Source organism: Providencia sp. Me31A, assembly GCF_050487165.1.
Lineage (GTDB): Bacteria > Pseudomonadota > Gammaproteobacteria > Enterobacterales > Enterobacteriaceae > Providencia.
The window spans coordinates 42,048-65,781 of sequence record NZ_JBKQGZ010000013.1 but is presented as its reverse complement, the minus strand read 5'-3'; the positions used below and the strand labels follow the sequence as shown (position 1 = coordinate 65,781).

Below are 23,734 nucleotides of genomic sequence, written 5' to 3'. Positions count from 1 at the left end.
TAAAATGCAGATAGAGCCCCAATTGCTTAATGTATTTTCTTTACCTCTAAAGGGGCAGAGACTGATAGAAGCCTCTGCTGGAACAGGTAAAACTTATACTATAGGGATACTCTATCTGCGGCTTTTATTAGGGTTGGGGGGAGAGAATGCTTTTCCCCGCCCTTTAAGTGTGGAAGAAATTTTAGTCGTAACATTCACAGAAGCTGCAACGAATGAATTACGTGGACGTATTCGTCAGCGTATTCATGAAATGCGATTAGTTTGTTTAAGAAATGGTGTAGGGTTTGAATCACAACCCGAGTATTTAACATTATTGGCTGAATTGACGGATGAAACTCAAAGAAAATTTGCACAAGAGTGGTTATTAGCAGCAGAAAGACAGATGGATGAGGCTGCTATTTATACTATCCATGGTTTTTGTCAGAGAATGTTAGTTCATAATGCATTTGAATCGGGTGTGTTATTTGAACAAACGATGATCCAAGATGAATTTCCTATTCAGAAGCAAGCTTGTGCAGATTTTTGGCGACGTCATTTTTACCTTTTAGACTACTCTATAACAAAAGTCATCCAGTCATTATGGGCAGGTCCAGAGCCATTATTAGCTGAAATACGACCTTTTTTGCAGGGTGATATTCCTCAAATTATTAATCAGCCAAAACAAGTTGAAACCATAGAGACCCGACATCAACGGCTTATCTCTTTAATTGAGTCGGTGAAAGCGTCATGGTTAGAAAGCTGTGCTGATTTTGATAAGCTAATTACAAACTCTGATGTCGACAAACGAAGTTATAGTTCTCGTTTTCTACCTGCATGGTTAACAAAGATAGGTCAATGGGCTGAAGAACCAACAGAAGATTACCAGTTACCTAAAGATCTTGTCCGTTTCTCTCAAACGGTATTGCATGAAAAATCAAAGAGTGGTTTTGGACCAGAGCATCTAGTCTTTCAATATATAGATGACCTATTATCTCAATCATTGACACTTAAAGATCTTATTATTCCACAGGCTATTTCAGAGGTCAGGGAAACAATTGCTCGTGAAAAACATAGCCGAGGGGAAATGGGGTTCGATGATCTACTTACCCGGCTAGATAATGCCCTTAGCCAAGAAAGTGGAAAGTTTCTAGCTCAAGCAATTAGTCAACGCTTTCCAGTCGCAATGATTGATGAGTTTCAAGATACGGATGCTCAGCAATATCGTATTTTTCAACGAATTTACCGCGGTGTGGATAGTTGCGCATTACTCTTTATTGGCGACCCTAAACAGGCTATTTATGCATTTCGTGGTGCTGATATTTTTACTTATATTGAAGCAAAAAGAGAAGTTAGTGCTCACTACACATTAGAAACTAACTATCGCTCATCTAAAAATATGGTTGAAGCGGTTAATCACTTTTTTGGTCGCTGCGACTCGCCATTTATTTTTGAACAAATTCCTTTTCAGCCTGTTAATTTTGCGCCACAAAATAATGGAAAAAAACTAATTGATGATGGCAATGAGGTTAAAGCTCTAACCTTTTGGTTAATGGAGGCTGAAGGTGTTTCTGTCGCAGAATATGAACAAACAACTGCATCACAGTGCGCGGTGCAGATCGCGCAGTATTTACAAGGTGGACTAGAAGGAAAGACTTATTTTGATAATAAGGGGGAGCGTGTTCCTGTTACTGCTTCAGATATTACTGTTTTGGTGCGCAGTAGACGCGAAGCGGTACTGATTCGTGATGCTTTAAATCGTTTGAATATACCTTCTGTGTTTCAATCTAATCGAGAAAGTGTATTTTCTACACCAGAAGCTAAGGATTTATTGTGGTTGCTACAAGCAGTACTTGCTCCAGAAAAAGAACGCGTTTTACGCAGTGCACTCGCAACAGGAATATTCGGCTTAACCGCGAAGCAGATTGATGATCTTAACCATAATGAGACTGCCTGGGAAAAATTAGTGGATGAGTTTGCCCGTTATGCCACGGTTTGGCAAAAACGAGGTGTGCTCCCCATGTTACGAATGGTAATGGCACAAAGGCATATTGCAGAAACATTGTTATCTGGAATTGATGGCGAGCGTCGATTAATGGATGTTATGCATATAGGTGAGCTATTACAGGAAATGTCCCTTCAGCTTGAAGGTGAGCACGCACTAACCCGTTGGTTAGCGCAGCAAATCGCCCATCCAGACCATCAATCGGATGCACAGCAGATGCGATTAGAAAGTGATAAACATTTAGTACAAATTAGCACCATTCATAAATCGAAAGGGCTTGAATACAAAATTGTTTGGTTACCTTTTGCAAGCAACTTTTTACCGCAATCAAAAGGCCTATATCATGATAGAGCAGACTATGGCACCCGATTGGATTTAGACGATAGCGAAGAAACTGTAAAGTTAGCCGATGAAGAGCGTCTGGCGGAAGATCTGCGGTTATTGTATGTGGCACTGACTAGGGCTATTTATCATTGCAGTGTAGGAATTGCGCCTCTTATTAAGGGTAACAGGAAAAAAAGTGGTGAGACAGACTTACATTTATCGGCACTTGGATATGTGATTCAAAATGGGCAAGCTGGAGACAGTGTGTTACTTAGTCAGTGTTTAGGTGAGCTAAGTAACGAGGTCATAAATGTTACTGTGATTGATACGCCTACATTTGAACGTTTATCATTAGCACAAAATGATAGCCAGCAATTATCGGCTAGAATGGTTACGCGTTATTTTGATGATCATTGGCGTGTTACTAGCTATTCAGGGTTAAGTTATGGTGCGAGCCACATAGAAGAAGAACGTGCTGTATCGGCAATTCAATTCGCTAACTCATTAGCTCCAAACATGGATATTGAAGTAAGTGTCGATGTTGAACAGCAGGAAGAAGAAAACAGTGCCTATCTGACTCCCCATCAATTTCCTAAAGGTGCATTTCCGGGGACATTTTTACATAGTCTAATGGAAGATGTCGATTTCTCTATAGAACCATCGATTCAGTGGTTGGAAGAGCAATTGATAGCCTCTGGGTTTGATATTCAATGGGCCCCCATGTTACAAAAATGGCTAAATGCGATTGTGCAGGCTCCATTATCTGATGATGGTTTATGCTTATCTGCATTACAACCACAAAATCAACTTGATGAAATGCAGTTTTACATACCTATTGAATCGATATTGAGTGCGAGCCACTTAGATGCCATTAGCCACCAATATGATCCTTTGTCTCAACGTTGTCCGCCACTAAACTTCGATAAGGTACAAGGAATTTTAAAAGGGTTTATTGACCTAACATTTTATTGGAATGGAAGATTCTATCTTCTTGATTATAAGTCAAATTACCTTGGGGAAGACGCAAGTTTTTATACCCAAGAGGCGATGGCTGAGGCCATGATTGACCACCGATATGATTTACAGTACCAATTATATTCATTGGCATTACACCGCTATCTAAAACAAAGAATGCCTGACTATGACTACGAAATTCATTTTGGTGGTGTGTATTACCTATTTCTGAGGGGAATTGATCATACGCAGCCAAATAATGGTGTCTTTTTTTATCGTCCGTTATCTGCTTTTATTGAGAGACTAGACTTGCTATTTAGAGATGTGCAAGAAAGGGAGCTAGTTTAATGAAGACATTGTTTGATAAGGCGATAGAGGAACGCGTCTTCACTCCGCTTGATGTGCAATTTGCCTACAGCATTGCCAGTGATGAAAACCCGATATTGCTGATGGTAGCCGCGCTACTTAGTGCGGAGACGATGACAGGCCATGTTTGCTTAGCATTATCTGATATTAAAATTGAAAAGTTGTTTGCAGGGCGTCATCCTGACCTTGCTACGGAATTTTGGCAGAAAACAAAGGCAACGGATGAGCAAACAATCTATCAGGCTATACTAAAAGAAGATGCGGTTTCATTAAATACAGAAAACAAGGCATCTCCATTAATACTGTCAGGGGATTACTTATATTTTCAACGAATGTGGCAGTACGAACAGTATGTTGCTCACTTTTTTTCGGATGCTTCAATTAGCAGTCCAAATGTCCATCAAATAAAGGCTGTTCTCGATAGCTTATTTCCTATCTCTACTGAAATCGATTGGCAGAAAATTGCTGCTGCAGTTGCGGTAACAAGCAAAGTATCTGTCATCTCAGGGGGGCCGGGGACAGGGAAGACGACTACTGTAGCTCGAATTCTCGCGGCTATAATCAAGCTAGAAAATCAGCAAGATCATAAAATACGTATTGAATTGGCGGCTCCAACAGGAAAAGCTGCTGCAAGACTGACTGAATCTTTAGGCGAGGCAATGAAAAATATGCCTTTAACTGAGGTTGAGCGCGAAGTGCTACCGAACCAAGCGAAAACATTACATCGCTTATTAGGTGCTCAACCGGAAAGCCAGCAATTTCGTTATCATAGGGACAACCGATTATCGCTTGATGTACTCATTGTAGATGAGGCTTCAATGGTTGATTTACCTATGATGGGTAAGTTACTTGAGTCATTGCCTGAAAATGCAAGATTAATTTTTCTGGGTGATAAAGACCAGCTTGCATCTGTTGAAGCTGGAGCTGTATTAGGTGATATCTGTCAATTTGCTGATAATGGTTATAGCCCCGAGCGAGCAAGAGAACTCTCAGATTTAACGGGGTATTCGTTGACTGATTATACCTCACTGACAGGCCCAGTTATTCGCAATAGCCTGTGTTTACTACGTAAAAGTTATCGCTTTTCCGCAGATTCAGGTATTGGTCAGCTAGCGTTTGCAGTAAATGAGGGGGATGCGACTAAGGTACAAAAGATACTTAATCAAGAAAGATTTGATGTGCATAACTATGTACAAGAGACTGCGGATGATTATGCGAAAATTTTATTAGATGCATGTGAAAATTATAAAGACTATTTATTAGCAGTTAAATCGAAGGAAACGCCAGAGCGTATATTGCAAAAATTTAACCACTACCGGTTATTGGCAGCTTTACGAGATGGACCATTTGGTGTTGTTGGTCTTAACGATAAATTAGAAAAACTGTTACATCGCCAAGGATTAATTAACCGTCCTTATAATTTATTAAATAAGCATTATGCAGGTAGACCAATAATGATCAACCGTAATGATAGCCCTCTAGGGTTATTTAATGGCGATATCGGGATTATATTGCCAGATGAAGAAAATGCGTTAAGAGCCTATTTTCAGTTTCCTGATGGTACTATTCGTGGCGTGCAGCCGAATCGGTTGCCATCACATGAAACGGCTTATGTGATGACAGTCCACAAATCACAAGGTTCAGAGTTTGCCCATACCGCATTGGTGTTACCGCAAGTATATTCCCCTGTCATAACTCGTGAACTCGTCTATACCGCTATCACTCGAGCGAAGAAAGAGTTGTCACTTTACGGTAGCCTAAAAGTATTGCGTCGGGCCATTGAAACGCCAACGAAAAGGCGCAGTGGTTTGGCAGTTCAGCTAATATAGTTAAAACACGTTTTAAGCTATAGAGACAAATGATTTATAACCATTATTAAGGGTAATGAGATGGATAACCAGCAAGAAATGACAGCAATTACAGTGACATTAAATGCAAGGCTTGAGCCTGTTAGACGTGCAGACTTAGAAGATGCATTTGATGAAGTCATGAAAAGCATGGGTAAAGATATCCATGTCACAGGTGGTGGAACACTGTTAGGTGATAATGGTGAGGCTCAAGAGTGTGATATAGAAATCGCTGTAGCTGATGCTAGTGATGAAAATCTTAGTTTAATCATCCAGTTGTTTTCGTCTATGTTAGCACCAAAAGGTTCGCGTTTATTTATTCATAGTGAAGATATGCGAATCGATTTTGGTAATGATGAAGGGCTAGCGGTTTATTTTAATGGTACAGAATTAGCCGATGAAGTTTATGAAAATAGTGATATTAATGAGGTTTTCGACGTACTTGATGATGCTGTTGAAGATATCGGGAGCATTCACGGTGTATGGGATGGTCCAACAGAAACGGCATTTTATTTCTATGGTTCGTCATTCGCAGAAATGGAAGCTGCAATAAAGCCTCATTTAGAATCAATTCCTTTATGCCAAAAAGCCCGAGTTGTCCAAATCGCATAAGGTGAATGCGTTTTGTGATTAACTTAAGTCCCTAAATTATATCTCTATGTATAATTTAGGGACTAACACATAACTGTTTAATTAAACGAGTTAATTATTTATCTGATTGATTTTTTAAATCTAAAATTAAAATTTTAGATTTGCGTTGGTAGTTATATAACGCTTGCTTTTTCAATGGCAGCATTTCAATTTCAGCAGGGGTGAAGCCGCGCTCTTGGAACCAATGGATACTGCGGGTAGTTAAAACAAACAATTTTTCTAAGCCAAATTGTTTTGCTTGTACAGCAATACGGTGAAGTAATTCTTCTCCACGGGACGAACTACGATAGTCAGGATGAACGGCTACACACGCCATCTCCCCCAACTTTTCTTCTGGATAAGGGTAAAGAGCTGCACAGGCGATGACTAAATTATCTCGTTCAATAATAGTGAATTTATCTATTTCCATCTCAAGTTGTTCACGGGAACGGCGAACTAAAATACCCTGTTGTTCCAGAGGGCGGATAAGCTCTAAAATTCCACCAATATCATTGATATTTGCACGGCGAATTTGTTCTGCGCTTTCCATTACTATTTGTGTTCCAATACCATCACGTGAGAAAAGCTCCTGAATCAAAGAGCCGTTTTCTTGATAACTTAATAAGTGACTACGGCGGACACCGCGACGGCAGGCTTTTGCTGCACCACGCAGGAAACGTACTGTTCCTGAATAGTAATCCCCTTCCGATTCAAGTTCCTGAATACGATTTTCCGCTTCATTAGGGAATAATTCAGAAAGAATATTACCTTCTTTATCCGTTACACCTTGAGAAGAACAGAAACCGATAAGTTTTTCCGCTTTTATTTTAACGGCTAACTGGGTGGCTATTTCTTCTGATGTAAGATTAAAGCTTTCCCCTGTTACCGAAACAGCAACAGGGCCAATTAAAACAATGGAGCCATTATCTAGTTGATTATTAATAGCTTCTTCATTGATTCGACGGATTCTACCACTATGGCAATAGTCAACACCATCATCAATTCCCAATGGTTGAGCAATCACAAAGTTGCCGCTTACCACGTTTATGTGTGCACCTTGTAAAGGCGTGTTACTTAAACTCATTGATAGCCGAGCAGTAATATCTAATTGTAAAGCGCCTGATGCTTGTTTTACATATTCAAGTGTATTCGCATCAGTGACTCGTGTATGTTTATGATAAATGGCATCATAATTGTGTTCAGCTAAGATGTCTTCAATTTGTGGGCGAGCACCATAAACGACGACAATTCGAATGCCTAAACTATGAAGCAATCCTATGTCATTGACAATGCTAGGAAAGTTTCCATGCGCAATCGCTTCTCCACCAAGCATAATAATGAATGTTTTGCCGCGGTGGGCGTTTATATAAGGGACCGAATGGCGAAACTCATCGACCAATTCGGTACTGCGCTCTTTCATAATAACCCTCTTAAGTGAATTTTTATTCGATAATAATGTATTTTTATTCTTTTTATCAGAAGATATCAAGTAAAAGATGGGATAAAAAAAGTAACAATTTTATTTTTAACGTTTACATATCTCTAAATTTAACTATATATACTCTACGCAAACGAGATTGCATAAAATTGACACAGAAAGTCACTCACAAATGTTTTTTATAAGTATGATTTGTTTGTATTCATAGCACTAACCCCATAGTTGTATTGATATATTCTTAATGACAGAGTGCAAATGATTAGTTAGAGTGCATATTTCAGGCCAAATAATTGGCAATTATTCTAAAATCACCTTTTATCAGTTCTAGGTTCGGAATTATTGATGAGTCAGCAAGATCACAACCAATCGAAGCGTCGTTTTATACAGGGCGCAGCTGCAGTTATGTTACTGAGCATAAGCCCATTCGGTTTTTCTGCGAATAGCAGCGTGGTTGCTGTACGTATATGGCCGGCGTCGAGTTATACTCGAGTCACGCTTGAGTCAAGTGTTCCGCTAAAGTACCGCCAGTTTGTGCTCGATAATCCTGAGCGTATTGTAGTCGATCTTGAAGGGGTCGAATTAAACAATGTACTTAAACAGATGGGTACGCAGATCCAAACACGTGATCCATACTTAAAACTGGTTCGAGTAGGGCAGTTTGATCCAAAAACAGTTCGCTTAGTTTTCGAAGTGAAAAATAAAGTGAATCCTCAATTCTTTACGATGACACCCGTAGGTGAGTTTAAACACCGTTTAGTTCTTGATTTTTATCCAGCTAAAGGTGTGGATACGAATGATGATCCGCTACTAGCTTTGCTTGAAGATTACAACAAAGGTGATCTTGAAGAAAGTATGCCTGCTCAAGCGAAAAAGCCAGGAAAAGCAGGAACGGATCGACCTATCATCATCATGATTGATCCAGGGCATGGCGGCGAAGATCCTGGCGCAATAGGAAAATATAAAACACGTGAAAAAGATGTGGTTTTGCAAATTGCTCGCCGCTTAAAAACAATGATAGATAAGGCTCCGAAAATGCGTGCGTATATGACACGTAATGAAGATGTCTTTATTCCGTTAAAAGTACGAGTGGCCAAAGCTCGGAAAATGCAGGCTGATTTATTTGTTTCTATTCATGCGGATGCATTTACTAATCGATCCGCTCGCGGATCTTCTGTTTTTGCCTTATCAATAAAAGGGGCAACCAGTAATACCGCCCGCTACCTTGCCCAAACTCAGAACGAAGCTGATTTAATTGGTGGTGTGAGTAAGAGTGGTGATGCGTATCTTGATCATACTATGCTCGATTTAGTGCAAACAGCCACGATTAATGACAGTTTAAAATTTGGCGATGAAGTATTAAAGCGCATGGGCAAAGTTAATAAGTTGCATAAAAACAAAGTGGATCAAGCAGGGTTTGCAGTATTAAAAGCACCTGAAATACCGTCAATTTTAGTTGAAACTGCGTTTATTAGTAACTTAGAAGAAGAGCGTAAATTAAAGACCTCCAAGTTTCAGCAGCAAATGGCTGAGTCAATTTTTGAAGGAATTAAAGCTTATTTCCGTAATGGCGGAGAGTTAGCTATTCGCAATTAATCAAATATATTCAGTTTGTGAATGAAAGGTGATGAACGAATAGTGAGTCACTTTTTTTATATAAGCAAAAGTTGAAGTAATAATGGATTGATAAAGCAGGAAAATAAAGAAAGAGGAAAAATTGGTTGCGGGGGCTGGATTTGAACCAACGACCTTCGGGTTATGAGCCCGACGAGCTACCATGCTGCTCCACCCCGCGCCTGAAGAAGTAAAAAATTGGTTGCGGGAGCTGGATTTGAACCAACGACCTTCGGGTTATGAGCCCGACGAGCTACCATGCTGCTCCATCCCGCGACTGAATTCTTACGACTATTGATTTTACTGCAAACTACTTTGACGCTTTACTGACTAAACAGTAATTGGTTGCGGGGGCTGGATTTGAACCAACGACCTTCGGGTTATGAGCCCGACGAGCTACCATGCTGCTCCACCCCGCGTCCGATGCGGGCACTATACTCGGGATGAGATCTGATGCAAGTTTTTTCGTGTTTTTTTTTCAAAATTTATCATTTGTAGAACAAAATACGCACGGAATGTCTATTTTTTCATCTTTGTAGAGGGCGAGAAGAAAAATAACTCGGCTAAATATGTTTACTCATTTCATTCCCAATTTGGGTTTGCTATTGTGCGTTTCATATTGGATTGTTGGAAGTATCTGGAGTGGTGAAGCATGAATGAAGGATTAATAAAAATCGTCAATAAACAAAGAGCAAGAAAATGGTTGGTGGCAAGTGTATTTGTTTCTTTGCTAGCAGGGTGCCAAACTCATCCAACAGATAAAGGCCAGCAATATAAAGATGGACGTTTAGATCAAGATTTGCAAAAAGTTAGCTTAGTAAACGTTCAGGGGCAGCCTATTAATGCTCCGGATTTTAATCGACAGGTTAGTGAAATCCAAAATGCATCGCCACGTTTATTTCAAAATAATAGTGACACCTACCATGCTATTGAAAACTGGTTAATGGCAGGAGGTAATCCCGCCCAATTAGCTAATTTCAATTTAACCGCTTTCCAAATGGAAGGGGCTGATAACTATGGTAATGTCCAGTTTACGGGTTACTACACTCCTGTCATTGAAGCTCGACGTACACCACAAGGTGAATTCCGCCATCCACTATATGGTATGCCTGTTAAAGGTAAATCGCGTTTACCTAGTCGGGCGGCAATTTATAATGGGGCATTGAGTAAAAACTTAATCTTAGCCTATAGCAACTCAGCGGTTGATAATTTTATGATGGAAGTTCAAGGAAGTGGCTATGTTGACTTTGGTGATGGTAGTCCATTGAATTTCTTTGGTTATGCGGGAAAAAATGGTCATCCATATAAAAGCATTGGCAAAGTCCTTGTTGATCGCGGAGAAGTTCCACTCAGTGAGATGTCCTTACAAGCAATCCACGATTGGACAAATAGCCACAGTGAACAAGAAGTACGCCAATTATTAGAAGAAAATCCATCATTTGTTTTCTTTAAGCCTCAATCATTTGTACCTGTTAGGGGGGCGAGTGCTGTACCTTTAATAGCAAAAGCGTCAGTAGCATCAGATAAAACGTTGATACCAGCAGGTACTGCCTTGCTTGCAGAAATCCCTATATTAGACGGTAATGGAAAATTTACGGGGCAATATGAAATGCGTATGATGGTCGCCTTAGATGTGGGCGGTGCAATTAAAGGGCATCACTTCGACATCTATCATGGAACAGGCCATGAGGCAGGAAAAATGGCGGGTTTTTATAACCACTATGGCCGTGTTTGGGTGCTGAAAAAAAGCCAACCATTGTTTGGTTCAATGTAGTTATTGTTTTTATTAAGGTCATTTATCATTATGCAAGCTAAGCTTTCTGATGCTTGGATGCAGCGATTTGCTGGCATCGGGCGCTTATATGGGCAGCAAGCTCTACATCTATTTGCACGTTCTCACATTTGTGTTATTGGCGTTGGGGGTGTTGGGGTATGGGCTGCGGAGGCGCTTGCTCGCTCAGGTATTGGTTATATCACATTGATTGATATGGATGATATTTGTGTAACCAATACAAATCGCCAGTTACATGCAATTAAATCGACCGTTGGCTTGCCTAAAGTCGAGGTAATGAAAATGCGCATTTTGGACATAAATCCTGAATGTGTGGTGAATGTTATTGATGATTTCATTACCCCTGATAATGTTGACCAATACCTCAGTATGGGATTTGATTACGTTATTGATGCGATTGATAGTGTTAGGCCTAAAGCTGCCTTACTGGCGTACTGTAGACGTTTTAAAGTACCAGTGGTAACTACTGGCGGTGCAGGGGGACAAATTGACCCAACACAAATCCAAGTTGCAGATTTAGCCAAAACAATTCAAGACCCTTTAGCAGCTAAATTACGTGAACGATTGAAATCCGACTTTAATGTTGTCAAAAATGGCAAAGGCAAACTTGGGATTGATTGTGTTTTTTCGACTGAACAATTGGTTTACCCACAAAGTGATGGCACGGTTTGTGCCGCAAAAAGTACGGCTGAAGGTTCTAAACGTATGGATTGTGCTTCAGGATTTGGAGCAGTGACGATGGTTACGGCAAGTTTTGGATTTATTGCTGTTTCTCATGCTCTTAAAAAAATGATAGCAAAAGCACAAAGGCAAACGAACAATCAGTAGCCGATAATTAGAGGCTATTGTAATAATAGCCTCATTCAAGGTGTTAGGCTGGCGTCATTTCGCTCACAATATTTTGAATTGCAGTAATTAGTGCTTGAATACCATTTTGACGTGACTCACTCAATTGACCAGATAAACCGGTTTGTGCGAGTAAGCCATTAAAGTCAATTTCCATAATTTCTTTAGCTGTTTTTTGTTCTATCGCAGCTAATAAAATTGCAAATAGGCCTTTTACTACACGCCCTTCGCTATCCCCGTAAAAATGGAACGTTTCATCATCGTTAATCAAGGCGCCAATCCAAACGCGATTCTCACAACCTTTAACCTCTTGAGTTTGCTGTATCTCTTCATTAGTTAAAGTGGGGAGTTTCCGTGCAAATTGGATTAATAAACGATATTTATCTTCCCATGCTTTGTGTGTGGAAAGCTGTTCAACTATTTCTTGAATTCCAATCTCTGTCCCGAAAGGGTGCGGAGCAAGTTCATGTCTAGTCGAAGTCATTAGGCTTCCTTCTGTATCTTTAGTATTAATTTAATCATTTAGTAGAGAAAGTGAAAATGTGACTGCATCAATAAATGTATCAATATCTTGCAGACTGTTATACGGCATCATTGAGATGCGCAAGCAACCACTTACCTTTAATGCATCCATTAAAGGTTGTGCGCAATGTTGCCCATAGCGTAATGCAATATTTTGTTCGGTCAAGAGAACACCTAAATCGCTATGGTGAATACCCTGAAAATTAAATGATAACAAAGGTGAATGTGGAGCACTATAAGCAATGAAGCCCGGTAGTGACGAAAGTTTGCTGTTGGCATGTTCAACGAGTGAGCGAGTGTAGGCTTCTGCTGATGATAAATCTATAGTCTCGAGCCATTCAAGTACAGAAGAAAAGGCAATAACACCCGCAATGTTGGGAGTACCCGCTTCAAAACGTTGTGGGATTGGTGCGGGTGTAAAATGTTCAAAAGTGACTTCAGTTAACATTTTGCCACCACCGTGCCAAGGGGGCATCTGTTCTAAAAGTTCCATTTTACCATAACATACGCCAAGTCCTGTTGGCCCATAAAGTTTGTGGGCTGAAAATACATAGAAATCAATATTGAGCTCAGTGACATCAAGAGGGTTATGGACTACACCTTGTGCGCCATCAACGACGATGCGAGCTCCAACCTGATGGACAAGTTGAGTGATCGCTAATAAATCAGGTTGATAGCCAGTAACATTAGACATCTGGGTTATTGCCACAACCTTACATTTTGGTGAAAGTTTGGATTTGAGTACATCAATATTTAAAGTTAAGTCATTTTCCACTGGCCATTTAATAACTTTTGCCCCGGTTTGTTGAGCAAGCATAATCCAGGGTAATAAATTAGAATGATGTTCTATCTCACTAACAATGATTTCATCTCCAGGTTGTAGCACTGAACGAAAATAACTTTGAGCGATCAAGTTAATTGATTCAGTGGTCCCTCGAGTCCAAATAATATTCTTTTCGCAAGGTGCATTTATAAATTTAGCAGCACGAATTCGCCCCTGTTCAAAGTCACGGGTTAACTTTAAAGATTCAGATGACTGTCCTCGATAGACTGAACTTCCTGATAAGCTGTAATAATTATTAGATGCACTAATCATAGCGACAGGTTTTAACGCTGTTGCAGCACTATCTAAAAACACAGTTGTTGATCTTATCGCTGGAAAGGCAAGGCGAAATGAGGCAGCATTAAAATGATCCATAGCTTATTTCTTTTAAATTAATATTTATCTGTTAATTGATATAGATATGCATTGTATAATTTGATTGTACATTTATTAGTACATTTACGGCTATTTTTGATTGATTTAAATATGGTATTTTTTTAATCCAATCATTGAAATATTTTGTTACGTTTGGTATTAATTGTTATCAATTATCTAAATTTGCTTTTTTAGGATAATTCAGTGTTTTGCATCGCAATGCAATCTTTTTTATTTAGAAATTATTCTGTTGCTACTCTTGGCGAGTAAATTTCAAGAGTTATCTTAAATACCTAACTGAAAGTTTTTTCGGTACACTAGTAATTATCTGTAGCTATTTGTATTTATTGAGTTAAATTTACGTAAGTACATGTAATTAGTTTGGTAGATAAATAGTAAAAAAAAGCACCGCTTATTTGCGGTGCACTATAAAAATCACTATGGACAGACAGGGTAAATGTACAGGAAGTGAAAAAAACAGTAGCTAAAGCTACAAAGTCTGGTTTAACCAGACAACTTGCAAACACAACATCACAACCACAAAGCCAAAAGTTTCAAAGTAACTAAACTCTGTAACTTTTCGTTCCGGCTTAGGAAGTGTGCATACTATAGGTATTTACTGGCGTATCCTCAAGGGACAAATTATAATGCTTCGGATGAAAAAAACTAATGTATAACAATATGCCGAGTATAAGTGATTATGTCTAAGAGATTACCGCCCCTTAATGCACTGAGAGTCTTTGATGCCGCTGCTCGTCATTTAAGTTTTACTAAGGCAGCAGAAGAATTATTTGTAACTCAAGCTGCAGTTAGTCATCAAATGAAGAGCTTGGAAGATTTTCTTGGATTGAAGCTATTTCGCCGTCGTAACCGCTCATTGTTATTAACGGAAGAAGGGCAAAGTTATTATCTTGATATTAAAGAGATTTTTTCTTCTTTGAATGAGGCTACGCGCAAGCTTCAAGCGCGAAGCGCGAAGGGGGCATTAACAGTAAGTTTATCGCCGAGTTTTGCTATTCAGTGGCTAGTACCAAGGCTTTCAGGGTTTAATCAAGCTTACCCTGGTATTGATGTACGGATTCAAGCTGTAGATAGAGAAGAGGATAAGTTGGCAGATGATGTCGATGTCGCTATTTTCTACGGCAGAGGAAATTGGTCTGGTTTAAGAACTGATAGACTGTATGCAGAATATTTAATGCCAGTATGTTCGCCATCTTTGTTGGCACGGGGTAATCAGCTTAAAAACCCAGAGGATTTAGCGAAATGTACGTTGCTTCACGATTCTTCACGCAAAGACTGGCAAGCGTATGTTAAGCAACTAGAGTTACAACATATAGTCAATGTACAGCAAGGGCCAATATTCAGTCATAGTGCGATGGTTATTCAGGCGGCTGTACATGGGCAAGGTATCGCGTTAACTAATAATGTAATGGCTAAAAATGAAATTGATGCAGGGCGTTTAGTTTGTCCCTTTAGTGAGGTGTTAGTTAGTAAAAATGCATTTTATTTAGTTTGCCAAGAAAATCAGGCCGAGTTAGGCAAAATTGCAGCATTTCGCCAATGGATACTAGGGCAAGCTGCAAGTGAACAAGAAAAATTAGGCTTTATTACGGGTGACCAAGATGTGGCGCTTATTCAGTAATCAAGTAGTTAAATAAAAAGGTGTTACTGTGAATAGTCGTTTGATGTTAATTTTTGCGGGAATTAGTGGCTTTTTTACTGTTGCTTTTGGCGCGATAGGTTCTCATGCTTTATCGTCAATTATGAGTGTCCATCAAATGGACTGGATTGATACTGGCCTGCGTTATCAAATGCTGCATACTCTGGCTTTAATGGTTTTGGGGGCAGTTTTACTACGTAAAGTTATATTATGGTTTTACTGGTCAGGGGTGTTTTTCTCTGTAGGTATACTTCTTTTTAGTGGTAGCCTTTATTGTATGGCCCTATTGCAGGTAAAATACTTTTCTTATTTTACGCCAATAGGGGGAGTCTGTTTCCTGATTGGCTGGCTGTTAGTGGTTATTGGCGCTATGCGTCTAAGGAAATCGGCGTCACGCAATGAGTAATAAAATTGCACTATATTGCCGTCCAGGCTTTGAAAAAGAATGTGCAGCAGAGATTACAGATAAGGCTGGGCAAAAAGAAATTTATGGTTTTGCTCGAGTAAAAGAAAACAGTGGTTATGTTATTTTTGAGTGCTATCAAGCTGACGATGCTGATAGGCTCGCACGGACGCTACCTTTTCGTGAATTAATTTTTGCTCGTCAAATTATTGTGGTAGGGGATTTGCTCAAAGACCTTCCACCAGAAGACCGTATTACCCCAATTGTTGATGCACTGAGCCAACAAGTTGTACGTGCAGGGGACGTTCGCGTTGAAGTTGCTGATACTAATGAGTCAAAAGAATTAATGAAATTTTGCCGTAAATTTACGGTACCTCTGCGTAATGCATTACGCAAAGAAAAAGTTTTGCTGCCTCTTGAGAACTTTAAACGTCCCGTGATCCATGTATTCTTTATTGCACCGGGTTGTTGTTATACGGGGTATTCTTATACCAACAATAGCTCGAATTTTTACATGGGTATCCCACGACTAAAATTCCCATCAGATGCACCTAGCCGCTCAACGCTAAAACTGGAAGAAGCTTTCCATGTGTTTATTCCTTATGAAGAATGGGATGAACGTTTAGCGAGTGGTATGAAGGCGGTAGATCTCGGTGCATGCCCTGGCGGATGGACTTATCAACTGGTAAAACGCAGTATGATGGTGGATGCGGTAGATAATGGTCCTATGGCAGAAAGTTTGATGGATACAGGGCAAGTTAAGCATCACCGTGAAGATGGTTTTAAATTTAAGCCAACGTCTCAAAATATAACATGGCTAGTTTGTGATATGGTTGAAAAACCAGCAAAGGTTGCTGCATTAATGACGGCATGGTTAGCTCAAGGTTGGTGTAGAGAGGCTATTTTCAATCTTAAATTACCTATGAAGAAACGCTATGAAGAAGTTTCACATATTTTAGAAAAAATGAAAATGCAACTAAAAGAGCAGGGTGTGAATGTCTTAATTCAAGCGAAGCAACTTTATCATGATCGTGAAGAGATTACGGTGCACGTGACAAGAATTTGGGCAGCTAACCCTATGGCTCGTGAGTTTTATTAAGCCATCGCTGTCATTTGAAAGGTCACTTCAAAGGTGGCCTTTTTTATATCTGTTATTTAGGTGAGTAACGTAACTGGTTCAAATTACCTTGTAAGGCAATATCTGTTCTTAACGTTGCAATATCGCGACAAATTAGTGCAATTTCTTGCTGGTTGAGTAATTTTTTTTGCCATTTATCATCAAGGTTATCTAGATGAGCAAATAAGTTTTCGATAGAGTGGTATTGTTGCAGTAGGAGTGTCGCGCTTTTTGGCCCGATACCTGCTACACCAGGTATTTTACTGCTGCTGATACCCGCTAGTCCCCAATAGTCAGCGAGTTGTTCAGGTTTTACACCGAATTCTTTTTCAATAAAGGGAACATCTAACCAACGCTTTTGAAAATAGTCGCGAATACGAATATTCGGCGATAATAATTGGCAGTAACCTTTGTCTGTTGAGACAATGGTCACAGTATGACCTGCCTTAGCGATACGAGAGGCTAACGTTGCGGCTAAATCATCAGCTTCATCTCCTTCAGATTGCCAACAATGAATACCTTTCTCTTGAAACAGTGTCATTAACGCTGGGAGCTCAGCTTGCAAATCCTCTGGCATGGGTTGTCTGCCCATTTTGTAATCAGCGAGCTTCTCATGGCGCCAACTTTGGTGGCGACCTTCTTCATCAAATACCGCCACAATATGCGTTGCGGCGGTGTGATTCAGCAACTGAGATATAGCAGACAAGCAAGTTTCTCCACATGGACTTCCTTGCACCGCGTGGATACGGCGTATCAAATTCAATGCATCAATAATTAACAAATGGATCATAAATACGCCATACCTAGAAAGACCTACCTCTGAATATACTAAACTTACTTTACAATTTTGTAGCAAGGCTCGTAAGCCGTGCCGCCGGGCAGCTTCATACGGTGCTGTTCAACAAAGCCTTTCAGTAGAATATCCATGCGATTCATGAGTTCTGTATCACCATGAATTTCGAATGGGCCATATTTTTCAATTGCTTTCATTCCGACTTCTTTTACGTTACCTGCCACAATACCCGAGAACGCACGACGTAAGTCGGAAGCGAGTTTTTCAGGGGCTTGGCCTGGGTAAAGATTCAATGATGCCATGTTTTCATGACTTGGCTCAAATGGATGCTGTAAATCTTGTGCAATTTTGATTGACCAGTTGAAACTATAAGCATCGCCTGTACTGCGGCGGTTTTCTTTGACGAGAGGCATGCTTTTTTTCATCACTTGAGCAACTTCTTGAGCATCATCAATAATGATCTGGTAATGTTTGCTCGCTTCGTCACCTAAAGTATGGCGGATGAAATCATCTAAAACAGCAAAATATTCAGCACTTTCTTTTGGACCAGTTAAAATTAATGGTAATACTTGCTCGCTGTTTGCTGGGTCCATTAAAATTCCCAACAAATAGAGCAGTTCTTCAGCCGTACCAACCCCACCTGGGAAAATAATGATGCCATGACCTAAGCGAACAAACGCTTCCAAACGTTTTTCTATGTCAGGCATGATGATCAATTCGTTAACGAGTGGGTTAGGTGGCTCAGCAGCAATAATTGATGGCTCAGTTAAACCAATAAAACGGCTGTTTTTATATTGTTGTTGAGCATGGCCAACAGCAGCGCCTTTCATTGGAGCTTCCATTGCGCCAGGGCCACAACCTGTACAGATGTTTAACTCACGAAGACCAAGTTCATTACCGACTTTTCGACCATATAGGTATTCAATTTCATTAATTGAGTGGCCTCCCCAACAGACGATCATGTTTGGGTCTTCATCAATATGTAGTGTCCGTGCATTACGTAAGATAGAGAAAATCATATTGGTAATATGTGTGCCATTTTCTAAATCTAAACGGAATTGTTCTTTAGCGTAGGTAATTTGTGCGTGAACAAACAGAATATCGCGTAATACAGCGAATAAGTTGGCTTGTAATGTGCGAATGATTTTGCCATCTACAAATGCTTCTTCAGGTGGGTCAATGAGCTCAAGCTTAACGCCACGTTCACGGCGTAGCACATTGATATCAAAACCTTTGCTTTTTTCGAGCAATTCTTTGCTGCTATCAGTAAGACTACCTGAATGTAAAACGGCTAAAGAACAATTTCTAAATAATTGGTACAAATCGCTACTTGCCGTGCGTTTTAGCATATCTACTTCAAGTTGAGAAAGTAGATCCATAGATCCTAATGGACTGATATGAGTAATCAAGTAGTACTCCTTTACCCCATGGGCTCTTGATATATGAATTGTACTGCAAATGTATTAATAACCATTTACTACCAACTGTTTTTTAAACATTCATCAACTACATACATATTTATTGCCGAGCTAAACGACCTAATTCGGGCGTAAAGTCTTCATTACTGCGCCATGGGTTAATATCAAGGCCGCCACGACGGGTATAACGTGCGTAAACGCTTAATTTTTCAGGTTTACACAATTGTGTAATATCATTAAAAATTCGTTCAACACATTGTTCATGAAATTCATTGTGATGGCGAAATGAAACTAAATAACGCAGTAAGGCTTCATGATTAATTTTAGGGCCTCTATAGTGGATCTGTACAGACCCCCAATCAGGCTGATTTGTAATCAAACAATTCGATTTTAACAAATGACTGACTAGTGTTTCTTCAACGATGCACTCTTGAGTGCAATTAGCTAAATAGTCACGGTTAAACTCGTAATTATCGATATCAATTTCCAGCTCATCAATACATTCACCATTAAAAGAGTGAATAGGTTGATGAGCAAGATCATTTAGTTTATGGAGTGTAACGCTTACCTTACCATTAGCACAGTGGCTTAAATCATTTTGCAAAACGCTTCGCACGTTTTCCCAAGTTTCATAGCGGGTTTGATTAAAACTGTTGAGATACAGCTTAAAACTTTTAGATTCAATGAGGTTTTCGCTATTTGCATCGACACTAATTGAGCCTATAGCCACTTGGGGAACACCGCGTTGATTAAGCCAAGAAAGTTCATACAGAGTCCAAATGTCAGCACCATGAAATGGAAGCGCATTGGCATAAATCGCCAATGGATCGCGGTTTAAACTGCGGGGTACGGCTTGTAATAATGCTGCATCATATTGATCATGGTAAGCCGTCTTTTTCCCAAGGGTTAAATTATCAAGTGCGGGATTATTTTGGTAGTGTGACATATTGGACCTTATACTCCATAAAATAAAATGAGGCTAAAAGCAGAAGAGAGTACATTTTATTCGCCTGCAAAACTCTGCCATAATAGCATTTATCCTTAATATTGACGTCTTTCAATTTAATTACCTATAAAAATCACGCAATCATGAATACAACACTCTCTGCGGTACTGCATAATTTTACTGAGAAATATGTTTCTCAATGGCATCAGCAAACAGGTTTGTCGCCAGCTTCTAAAGAGTTATATGGTGTTCCGTCTCCTTGTATTGTGCGTACAGGGGAAAACTGGGTTTATTGGGAGCCCAAACCATTCCCACACACCAAGGCAAACTTAGAAAAAGTGGCAACCGCCTTAGATATTAGCCTACAAACGGATATTCATGTTTTTTACACTACTCAACTTGCTGGCGATATGAAAGCCAAATTTAGAGATATTACACTTAGCCTTGTACAGGTTTGGAGTGATGAAGATTTTATCCGTTTACAGGAAAATTTAATTGGGCATTTAGTGACTCAAAAACGCTTGAAGCTGCCACCCACTTTATTTATTGCAACTTTAGACTCTGAAATTGAAATGGTTTCAATGTGTAATTTAACGGGAGAAATTATTTTAGAAAAATTTGGTAGTCAAGAAAGACGCGTACTTTCGTCTAGTTTAATGGCTTTTCTAGAGGAACTCGTACCGATAGTGGAACCCCTAGGGTAAGTATTTTAATGAGAAAACTGTAAGCTAATGCTTACAATTTCGCTAAGTCATTTCTCAAAAAAATTTCGTTTTATTGAAATGATAATTATTTAACTTTTAATTTCATAACGTTACTATTTTTCAATGTATCGTCATCATTTTTATCGAATTATTGTTTTCTTCGCTAGGTTGTTTCACTAATGGATTTAATACATTCTACTCGGGCTGGACAGGGTAAATTTGTTTAGCGTTTTATACTACTTCTAGAGTGTAAAAAGTGTTAAAAATAAGGTAAGGGATTATTAAATAGGGAAGAAACATCTATTTGCTTGTTTTATTCAACAGGATGTTGAGCGACAGGATGTCAGTTCGCAGGATGCATAAGTTTTAAGATGTGAGCCAGTCAGCGGTGGTTGACTGGCTTTTTTTCATTCAATTTAGTGGGCTAAAGGCTAATAGTGGTTATTGAGTGAGTTCTCTGATAATGACGTAATAATACTTTGAGTCATTGCATCACGCAGCGCTTCTCTACGTCGAAACTCTGCACGACGCTGGCTTTTGACTGATTCAATATCACGCGTAGGTTCTTGTGGTGGTAACTGAAACCAACCATCCGCGTTGGCTGTTGCACCACATTCCAGCCAGAAGGTATCATAGCTTGATTTCAAATGTTGGCTTTTAATATGGCACTGGTTAGAGATGCCCAGAATAGATTTTACATGGAAGAATGCAGCAACGGCATAAACGGCGGACATTAATAGGTTTTTAGGCCTCATGTTGTGCATTTGTTTAGTGATTAGCTTAACTTGTTCAACACTGTGCTCAGTCGACGGTCCTTGTAAGGAGCAAACATACATCTGCCCTTCAGGTCCGAACGAAAAACTCATCAAATAAATATCATCACCTATTTCATTTTTTAGGTGTAGGGTTAAATCGCCTTCCCTTGGATATTGCGAGTAAATTAAAAATAACTGAGCAAAATCGCCTGATTTTAGTTCAATATCAGCAACTTTCAGTCCTTGCCGCTTTGCACAAAACATCGCCTCAATGGCTTCTTGCTTAAAGGTAGTTTCAATTAAGTTGAGTGTATAGCTGGCTGTAATCAGCTTTTGTTTCCCATTCCATGCTTTATGGAGGTACTTATTAATAGGCCTTTCAATAAAATGTGGAACACCTTCAATGATAGAAGATAATTGAACACTACGGTAATTTTGGCACATTAATTGATAGTGCTTATATTGTTCTGAAGGTAATTTTGCAATGCGAACTTTTCTTTTTAATTCAATATACTTAGAATTGAAAGCTTTCCAAGCTTTGCTTTCTTTGCGCCACTGTTTTAATAGTCCCATAGATAAACCATCTAATTGTTAATTATTCTCCGGTAATAAATTTCAAAAAAACACGTTATGATACCTTTATTAACCACAACAAAAGGTCAACAAGACTTATTGATTTTGTTAATGCAAAACATGAAATTGAAAATAAAAGCGATATACAACCAATAAGCTTGTATTTAGGTACTTTTAACCCCATTTATCCGACAGAATTGTTAGGAAAAATAAAGTATATTTTCCTTTGTTATCATCAAATAGGCTCAAGTATGAATCTCGAACAACGTATTACTGAAAAGCTCCGTCATTTAGAAGAAGAAATGAAATTAAAATCCCTATGGAATGAGTTACCGCCAAGTGACGAAGCCTTTGAAAGTGTTCAACCTTTTTGTATTGATACTATGGATGCATTGGAATGGCTACAATGGGTTTTGATCCCTCGCTTGCAAATGCTAATCGAACAAGGTGCAGTATTACCGACCAATTTTGCGGTAGCACCTTATTTTGAAGAGGCTTACAAGCACGATGAAGAAGAACGTTATGCTTTGGTCATCAGTCATTTACGTGAATTAGATAGCCTATTCTTACCAAATGCCAATGGATAACTAATTTATGTTGGAAATCATTTACCATGATGAATACATGGTAGCGGTGAATAAGCCTGCGGGTATGTTAGTGCACCGTAGCTGGTTAGATAGTAAAGAGACCGTATTTGTTATGCAGACTCTAAGAGATCAAATCGGCCAACATGTTTATCCTATTCATCGGCTAGATAGGCCAACTTCAGGTGTGTTACTCTTTGCGTTGTCGAGTGACGTTGCTCGGCGTCTAGCAGGGCAATTTGAAAGCCACCAGTTAAAAAAAGTCTACCATGCTATCGTTCGAGGTTATTTAACTGAACAACAAACGATTGATTATCCTTTGTTAGAAGAACTGGACAAAATAGCCGATAAACATGCGACTCGTGAACCTGTTTTACAAGAGTGTGTTACGCATTGTCGGCCTATTGCTACGGTTGAGTGCCCGATTGCGATTGGCCGTTACGCAACATCACGTTTTAGCTTAGTTGAGCTAGAGCCCGAAACGGGTCGTAAACATCAACTCAGAAGGCATATGTCGCATTTACGGCATCCTATTATTGGTGATAGTAAACATGGTGATTTACGACAAAACCGAGGTGTTAGCTCACATTTCTCTGTTTCTCGTCTAATGTTGCATGCCAGTTTTTTAAATTTAAGTCATCCTATCACAGAACAAAGTATATCGTTGGTTGCCCCTTGGGATGCACAATGGATATCACTCATTGAACAGTTTGGATGGTCAGATGATGTGGCCAGATTAGGTGTTCAAGTTATTAATTCACACGATTAAGCAAAATAGAGGGAGGTGTTATGTCAAAAATCGGCATTTTTGTTGGGACTGTCTACGGTAATTCTTTGGCTGTTGCTGAAATAGCTCAAGAGATTTTAGAGCAACAAGGGCATGAAGTGGTTGTTTTTGATGAACCGACTCTAACAGATTGGCAGCAGTATAACACTGGTAATGAAATTGCGTTGATTGTTACTTCATCAACAGGACAAGGTGATTTACCTGATACCATCGCCCCCCTATATAGCGAAATCAATGATGTCGTTGGTTATCAGCCTGATCTGCGTTATGGCCTTATTGCTTTAGGTGATAGTAGCTATGAACGTTTTTGTGGTGCAGGTATTCAGTTTGATGAGTTACTCACTGAACAATCAGCTACGCGTATTGGCGATATTTTGTTTATTGATGCCATTGAGGTTGATGCTCCAGAAGAGTTCGCAAAATCGTGGATTGAAGCATGGAGTGAATTGCTTTAATTTTAATGTTGCAGCTTGCACCGTGATGTA

At 39.4% G+C, this 23,734-nt stretch carries 20 protein-coding genes and 3 tRNA genes; 13 read left to right on the top strand and 10 right to left on the bottom strand.

Annotated features, from left to right (window positions below; all coding sequences use genetic code 11):
• Nucleotides 1–4 precede the first annotated feature (4 nt).
• From recB to ACLPIE_RS12435, 3 genes are read left to right on the top strand one after another with little or no spacing between them, the layout of a single operon-like run.
• Nucleotides 5–3,607, top strand: a complete 3,603-nt coding sequence (recB, locus tag ACLPIE_RS12445) for an exodeoxyribonuclease V subunit beta (protein ID WP_430262020.1) — start codon at nucleotides 5–7, stop codon at nucleotides 3,605–3,607.
• On the top strand, nucleotides 3,607–5,454 hold the full coding sequence (recD, locus tag ACLPIE_RS12440; protein ID WP_430262018.1) for an exodeoxyribonuclease V subunit alpha: 1,848 nt from the start codon (nucleotides 3,607–3,609) through the stop codon (nucleotides 5,452–5,454). Before recB ends, recD begins: the two co-directional genes overlap by 1 nt.
• Nucleotides 5,455–5,514: 60 nt before the next feature.
• Nucleotides 5,515–6,084 (top strand): hypothetical protein, encoded by a 570-nt coding sequence (locus ACLPIE_RS12435; RefSeq protein WP_430262016.1) that lies wholly within the window; start codon nucleotides 5,515–5,517, stop codon nucleotides 6,082–6,084.
• 94 nt (nucleotides 6,085–6,178) lie between these two features.
• On the opposite strand, the gene argA is transcribed toward ACLPIE_RS12435, so the two are convergent.
• A complete protein-coding gene (argA, locus tag ACLPIE_RS12430) occupies nucleotides 6,179–7,522 on the bottom strand; it encodes an amino-acid N-acetyltransferase (protein WP_430262014.1) in 1,344 nt (447 codons plus the stop codon).
• 360 nt (nucleotides 7,523–7,882) lie between these two features.
• Here argA and amiC point away from each other — a divergent pair, with 360 nt between their 5' ends.
• Nucleotides 7,883–9,133, top strand: a complete 1,251-nt coding sequence (gene amiC / locus ACLPIE_RS12425; protein ID WP_430262012.1) for an N-acetylmuramoyl-L-alanine amidase AmiC — start codon at nucleotides 7,883–7,885, stop codon at nucleotides 9,131–9,133.
• Nucleotides 9,134–9,255: 122 nt separating this feature from the next.
• Here amiC and ACLPIE_RS12420 read toward each other — a convergent pair.
• The 3 genes from ACLPIE_RS12420 to ACLPIE_RS12410 form a co-directional block, all read right to left on the bottom strand.
• A tRNA-Met gene (locus ACLPIE_RS12420) sits at nucleotides 9,256–9,332 on the bottom strand.
• Nucleotides 9,333–9,350: 18 nt separating this feature from the next.
• Nucleotides 9,351–9,427, bottom strand: a tRNA-Met gene (locus ACLPIE_RS12415).
• 66 nt (nucleotides 9,428–9,493) lie between these two features.
• A tRNA-Met gene (locus ACLPIE_RS12410) sits at nucleotides 9,494–9,570 on the bottom strand.
• Nucleotides 9,571–9,803: 233 nt separating this feature from the next.
• On the opposite strand from ACLPIE_RS12410, the gene mltA reads away from it, so the two are divergent.
• Both mltA and tcdA read left to right on the top strand, forming a co-directional pair.
• Nucleotides 9,804–10,925, top strand: a complete 1,122-nt coding sequence (gene mltA / locus ACLPIE_RS12405; protein ID WP_430262011.1) for a murein transglycosylase A — start codon at nucleotides 9,804–9,806, stop codon at nucleotides 10,923–10,925.
• Between the two features lie 30 nt (nucleotides 10,926–10,955).
• The gene (gene tcdA / locus ACLPIE_RS12400; protein WP_430262009.1) at nucleotides 10,956–11,771 is read left to right on the top strand and encodes a tRNA cyclic N6-threonylcarbamoyladenosine(37) synthase TcdA; all 816 of its coding nucleotides are present in this window, start codon (nucleotides 10,956–10,958) and stop codon (nucleotides 11,769–11,771) included.
• A 43-nt stretch (nucleotides 11,772–11,814) separates the two neighbouring features.
• On the opposite strand, the gene csdE is transcribed toward tcdA, so the two are convergent.
• On the bottom strand, nucleotides 11,815–12,273 hold the full coding sequence (csdE, locus tag ACLPIE_RS12395; protein ID WP_430262007.1) for a cysteine desulfurase sulfur acceptor subunit CsdE: 459 nt from the start codon (nucleotides 12,271–12,273) through the stop codon (nucleotides 11,815–11,817).
• 30 nt (nucleotides 12,274–12,303) lie between these two features.
• Nucleotides 12,304–13,509 (bottom strand): cysteine desulfurase CsdA, encoded by a 1,206-nt coding sequence (gene csdA / locus ACLPIE_RS12390; RefSeq protein ID WP_430262005.1) that lies wholly within the window; start codon nucleotides 13,507–13,509, stop codon nucleotides 12,304–12,306.
• Nucleotides 13,510–14,209: 700 nt separating this feature from the next.
• On the opposite strand from csdA, the gene ACLPIE_RS12385 reads away from it, so the two are divergent.
• Genes ACLPIE_RS12385 through rlmM form a run of 3 tightly spaced genes read left to right on the top strand, consistent with a single transcriptional unit; the run spans nucleotide 14,210 to nucleotide 16,671 of the window.
• On the top strand, nucleotides 14,210–15,151 hold the full coding sequence (locus ACLPIE_RS12385; RefSeq protein ID WP_430262004.1) for a transcriptional regulator GcvA: 942 nt from the start codon (nucleotides 14,210–14,212) through the stop codon (nucleotides 15,149–15,151).
• A 28-nt stretch (nucleotides 15,152–15,179) separates the two neighbouring features.
• Nucleotides 15,180–15,575 carry a DUF423 domain-containing protein gene (locus tag ACLPIE_RS12380; protein WP_430262002.1) on the top strand — a complete coding sequence of 132 codons (396 nt, stop codon included), beginning with the start codon at nucleotides 15,180–15,182 and terminating at the stop codon, nucleotides 15,573–15,575.
• Nucleotides 15,568–16,671, top strand: a complete 1,104-nt coding sequence (gene rlmM, locus ACLPIE_RS12375; RefSeq protein ID WP_430262000.1) for a 23S rRNA (cytidine(2498)-2'-O)-methyltransferase RlmM — start codon at nucleotides 15,568–15,570, stop codon at nucleotides 16,669–16,671. The genes ACLPIE_RS12380 and rlmM overlap by 8 nt, the downstream gene beginning before the upstream one ends.
• A gap of 52 nt (nucleotides 16,672–16,723) precedes the next feature.
• Here rlmM and xni read toward each other — a convergent pair whose 3' ends face one another.
• From xni to queF, 3 genes are all read right to left on the bottom strand, one after another.
• Nucleotides 16,724–17,479 (bottom strand): flap endonuclease Xni, encoded by a 756-nt coding sequence (gene xni / locus ACLPIE_RS12370; protein ID WP_430261999.1) that lies wholly within the window; start codon nucleotides 17,477–17,479, stop codon nucleotides 16,724–16,726.
• Nucleotides 17,480–17,523: 44 nt separating this feature from the next.
• On the bottom strand, nucleotides 17,524–18,891 hold the full coding sequence (gene ppnN, locus ACLPIE_RS12365) for a nucleotide 5'-monophosphate nucleosidase PpnN (RefSeq protein ID WP_430261998.1): 1,368 nt from the start codon (nucleotides 18,889–18,891) through the stop codon (nucleotides 17,524–17,526).
• Nucleotides 18,892–19,000: 109 nt separating this feature from the next.
• A complete protein-coding gene (queF, locus tag ACLPIE_RS12360) occupies nucleotides 19,001–19,846 on the bottom strand; it encodes an NADPH-dependent 7-cyano-7-deazaguanine reductase QueF (RefSeq protein ID WP_430261996.1) in 846 nt (281 codons plus the stop codon).
• 143 nt (nucleotides 19,847–19,989) lie between these two features.
• On the opposite strand from queF, the gene syd reads away from it, so the two are divergent.
• Nucleotides 19,990–20,550 (top strand): SecY-interacting protein, encoded by a 561-nt coding sequence (syd, locus tag ACLPIE_RS12355; RefSeq protein ID WP_430261994.1) that lies wholly within the window; start codon nucleotides 19,990–19,992, stop codon nucleotides 20,548–20,550.
• A 431-nt stretch (nucleotides 20,551–20,981) separates the two neighbouring features.
• On the opposite strand, the gene ACLPIE_RS12350 is transcribed toward syd, so the two are convergent.
• Nucleotides 20,982–21,878, bottom strand: coding sequence for a DUF535 family protein (locus tag ACLPIE_RS12350; protein ID WP_430261992.1), 897 nt, complete (start codon nucleotides 21,876–21,878; stop codon nucleotides 20,982–20,984).
• Between the two features lie 251 nt (nucleotides 21,879–22,129).
• Here ACLPIE_RS12350 and ACLPIE_RS12345 point away from each other — a divergent pair, with 251 nt between their 5' ends.
• Genes ACLPIE_RS12345 through ACLPIE_RS12335 form a run of 3 tightly spaced genes read left to right on the top strand, consistent with a single transcriptional unit; the run spans nucleotide 22,130 to nucleotide 23,704 of the window.
• Nucleotides 22,130–22,465: a YqcC family protein gene (locus ACLPIE_RS12345; protein ID WP_430261991.1), complete on the top strand. Its 336-nt coding sequence runs from the start codon at nucleotides 22,130–22,132 to the stop codon at nucleotides 22,463–22,465.
• A gap of 7 nt (nucleotides 22,466–22,472) precedes the next feature.
• A complete protein-coding gene (truC, locus tag ACLPIE_RS12340; RefSeq protein WP_430261989.1) occupies nucleotides 22,473–23,231 on the top strand; it encodes a tRNA pseudouridine(65) synthase TruC in 759 nt (252 codons plus the stop codon).
• Between the two features lie 20 nt (nucleotides 23,232–23,251).
• Complete coding sequence (locus ACLPIE_RS12335) at nucleotides 23,252–23,704, top strand: flavodoxin (protein ID WP_430261987.1); 453 nt, start codon at nucleotides 23,252–23,254, stop codon at nucleotides 23,702–23,704.
• Nucleotides 23,705–23,734 lie beyond the last annotated feature (30 nt).

Bases quoted from the DNA above. Each gene is read 5' to 3' on its own strand.
- recB (WP_430262020.1), top strand. From the start codon at position 5: ATGCAGATAGAGCCCCAATTGCTTAATGTATTTTCTTTACCTCTAAAG.
- amiC (WP_430262012.1), top strand. From the start codon at position 7,883: ATGAGTCAGCAAGATCACAACCAATCGAAGCGTCGTTTTATACAGGGC.
- ACLPIE_RS12335 (WP_430261987.1), top strand. From the start codon at position 23,252: ATGTCAAAAATCGGCATTTTTGTTGGGACTGTCTACGGTAATTCTTTG.
- mltA (WP_430262011.1), top strand. From the start codon at position 9,804: ATGAATGAAGGATTAATAAAAATCGTCAATAAACAAAGAGCAAGAAAA.
- ACLPIE_RS12435 (WP_430262016.1), top strand. From the start codon at position 5,515: ATGGATAACCAGCAAGAAATGACAGCAATTACAGTGACATTAAATGCA.
- xni (WP_430261999.1), bottom strand. From the start codon at position 17,479: ATGATCCATTTGTTAATTATTGATGCATTGAATTTGATACGCCGTATC.
- ACLPIE_RS12350 (WP_430261992.1), bottom strand. From the start codon at position 21,878: ATGGGACTATTAAAACAGTGGCGCAAAGAAAGCAAAGCTTGGAAAGCT.
- argA (WP_430262014.1), bottom strand. From the start codon at position 7,522: ATGAAAGAGCGCAGTACCGAATTGGTCGATGAGTTTCGCCATTCGGTC.
- tcdA (WP_430262009.1), top strand. From the start codon at position 10,956: ATGCAAGCTAAGCTTTCTGATGCTTGGATGCAGCGATTTGCTGGCATC.
- rlmM (WP_430262000.1), top strand. From the start codon at position 15,568: ATGAGTAATAAAATTGCACTATATTGCCGTCCAGGCTTTGAAAAAGAA.
- syd (WP_430261994.1), top strand. From the start codon at position 19,990: ATGAATACAACACTCTCTGCGGTACTGCATAATTTTACTGAGAAATAT.
- ACLPIE_RS12385 (WP_430262004.1), top strand. From the start codon at position 14,210: ATGTCTAAGAGATTACCGCCCCTTAATGCACTGAGAGTCTTTGATGCC.
- csdE (WP_430262007.1), bottom strand. From the start codon at position 12,273: ATGACTTCGACTAGACATGAACTTGCTCCGCACCCTTTCGGGACAGAG.
- ACLPIE_RS12345 (WP_430261991.1), top strand. From the start codon at position 22,130: ATGAATCTCGAACAACGTATTACTGAAAAGCTCCGTCATTTAGAAGAA.
- recD (WP_430262018.1), top strand. From the start codon at position 3,607: ATGAAGACATTGTTTGATAAGGCGATAGAGGAACGCGTCTTCACTCCG.
- queF (WP_430261996.1), bottom strand. From the start codon at position 19,846: ATGTCACACTACCAAAATAATCCCGCACTTGATAATTTAACCCTTGGG.
- csdA (WP_430262005.1), bottom strand. From the start codon at position 13,509: ATGGATCATTTTAATGCTGCCTCATTTCGCCTTGCCTTTCCAGCGATA.
- truC (WP_430261989.1), top strand. From the start codon at position 22,473: ATGTTGGAAATCATTTACCATGATGAATACATGGTAGCGGTGAATAAG.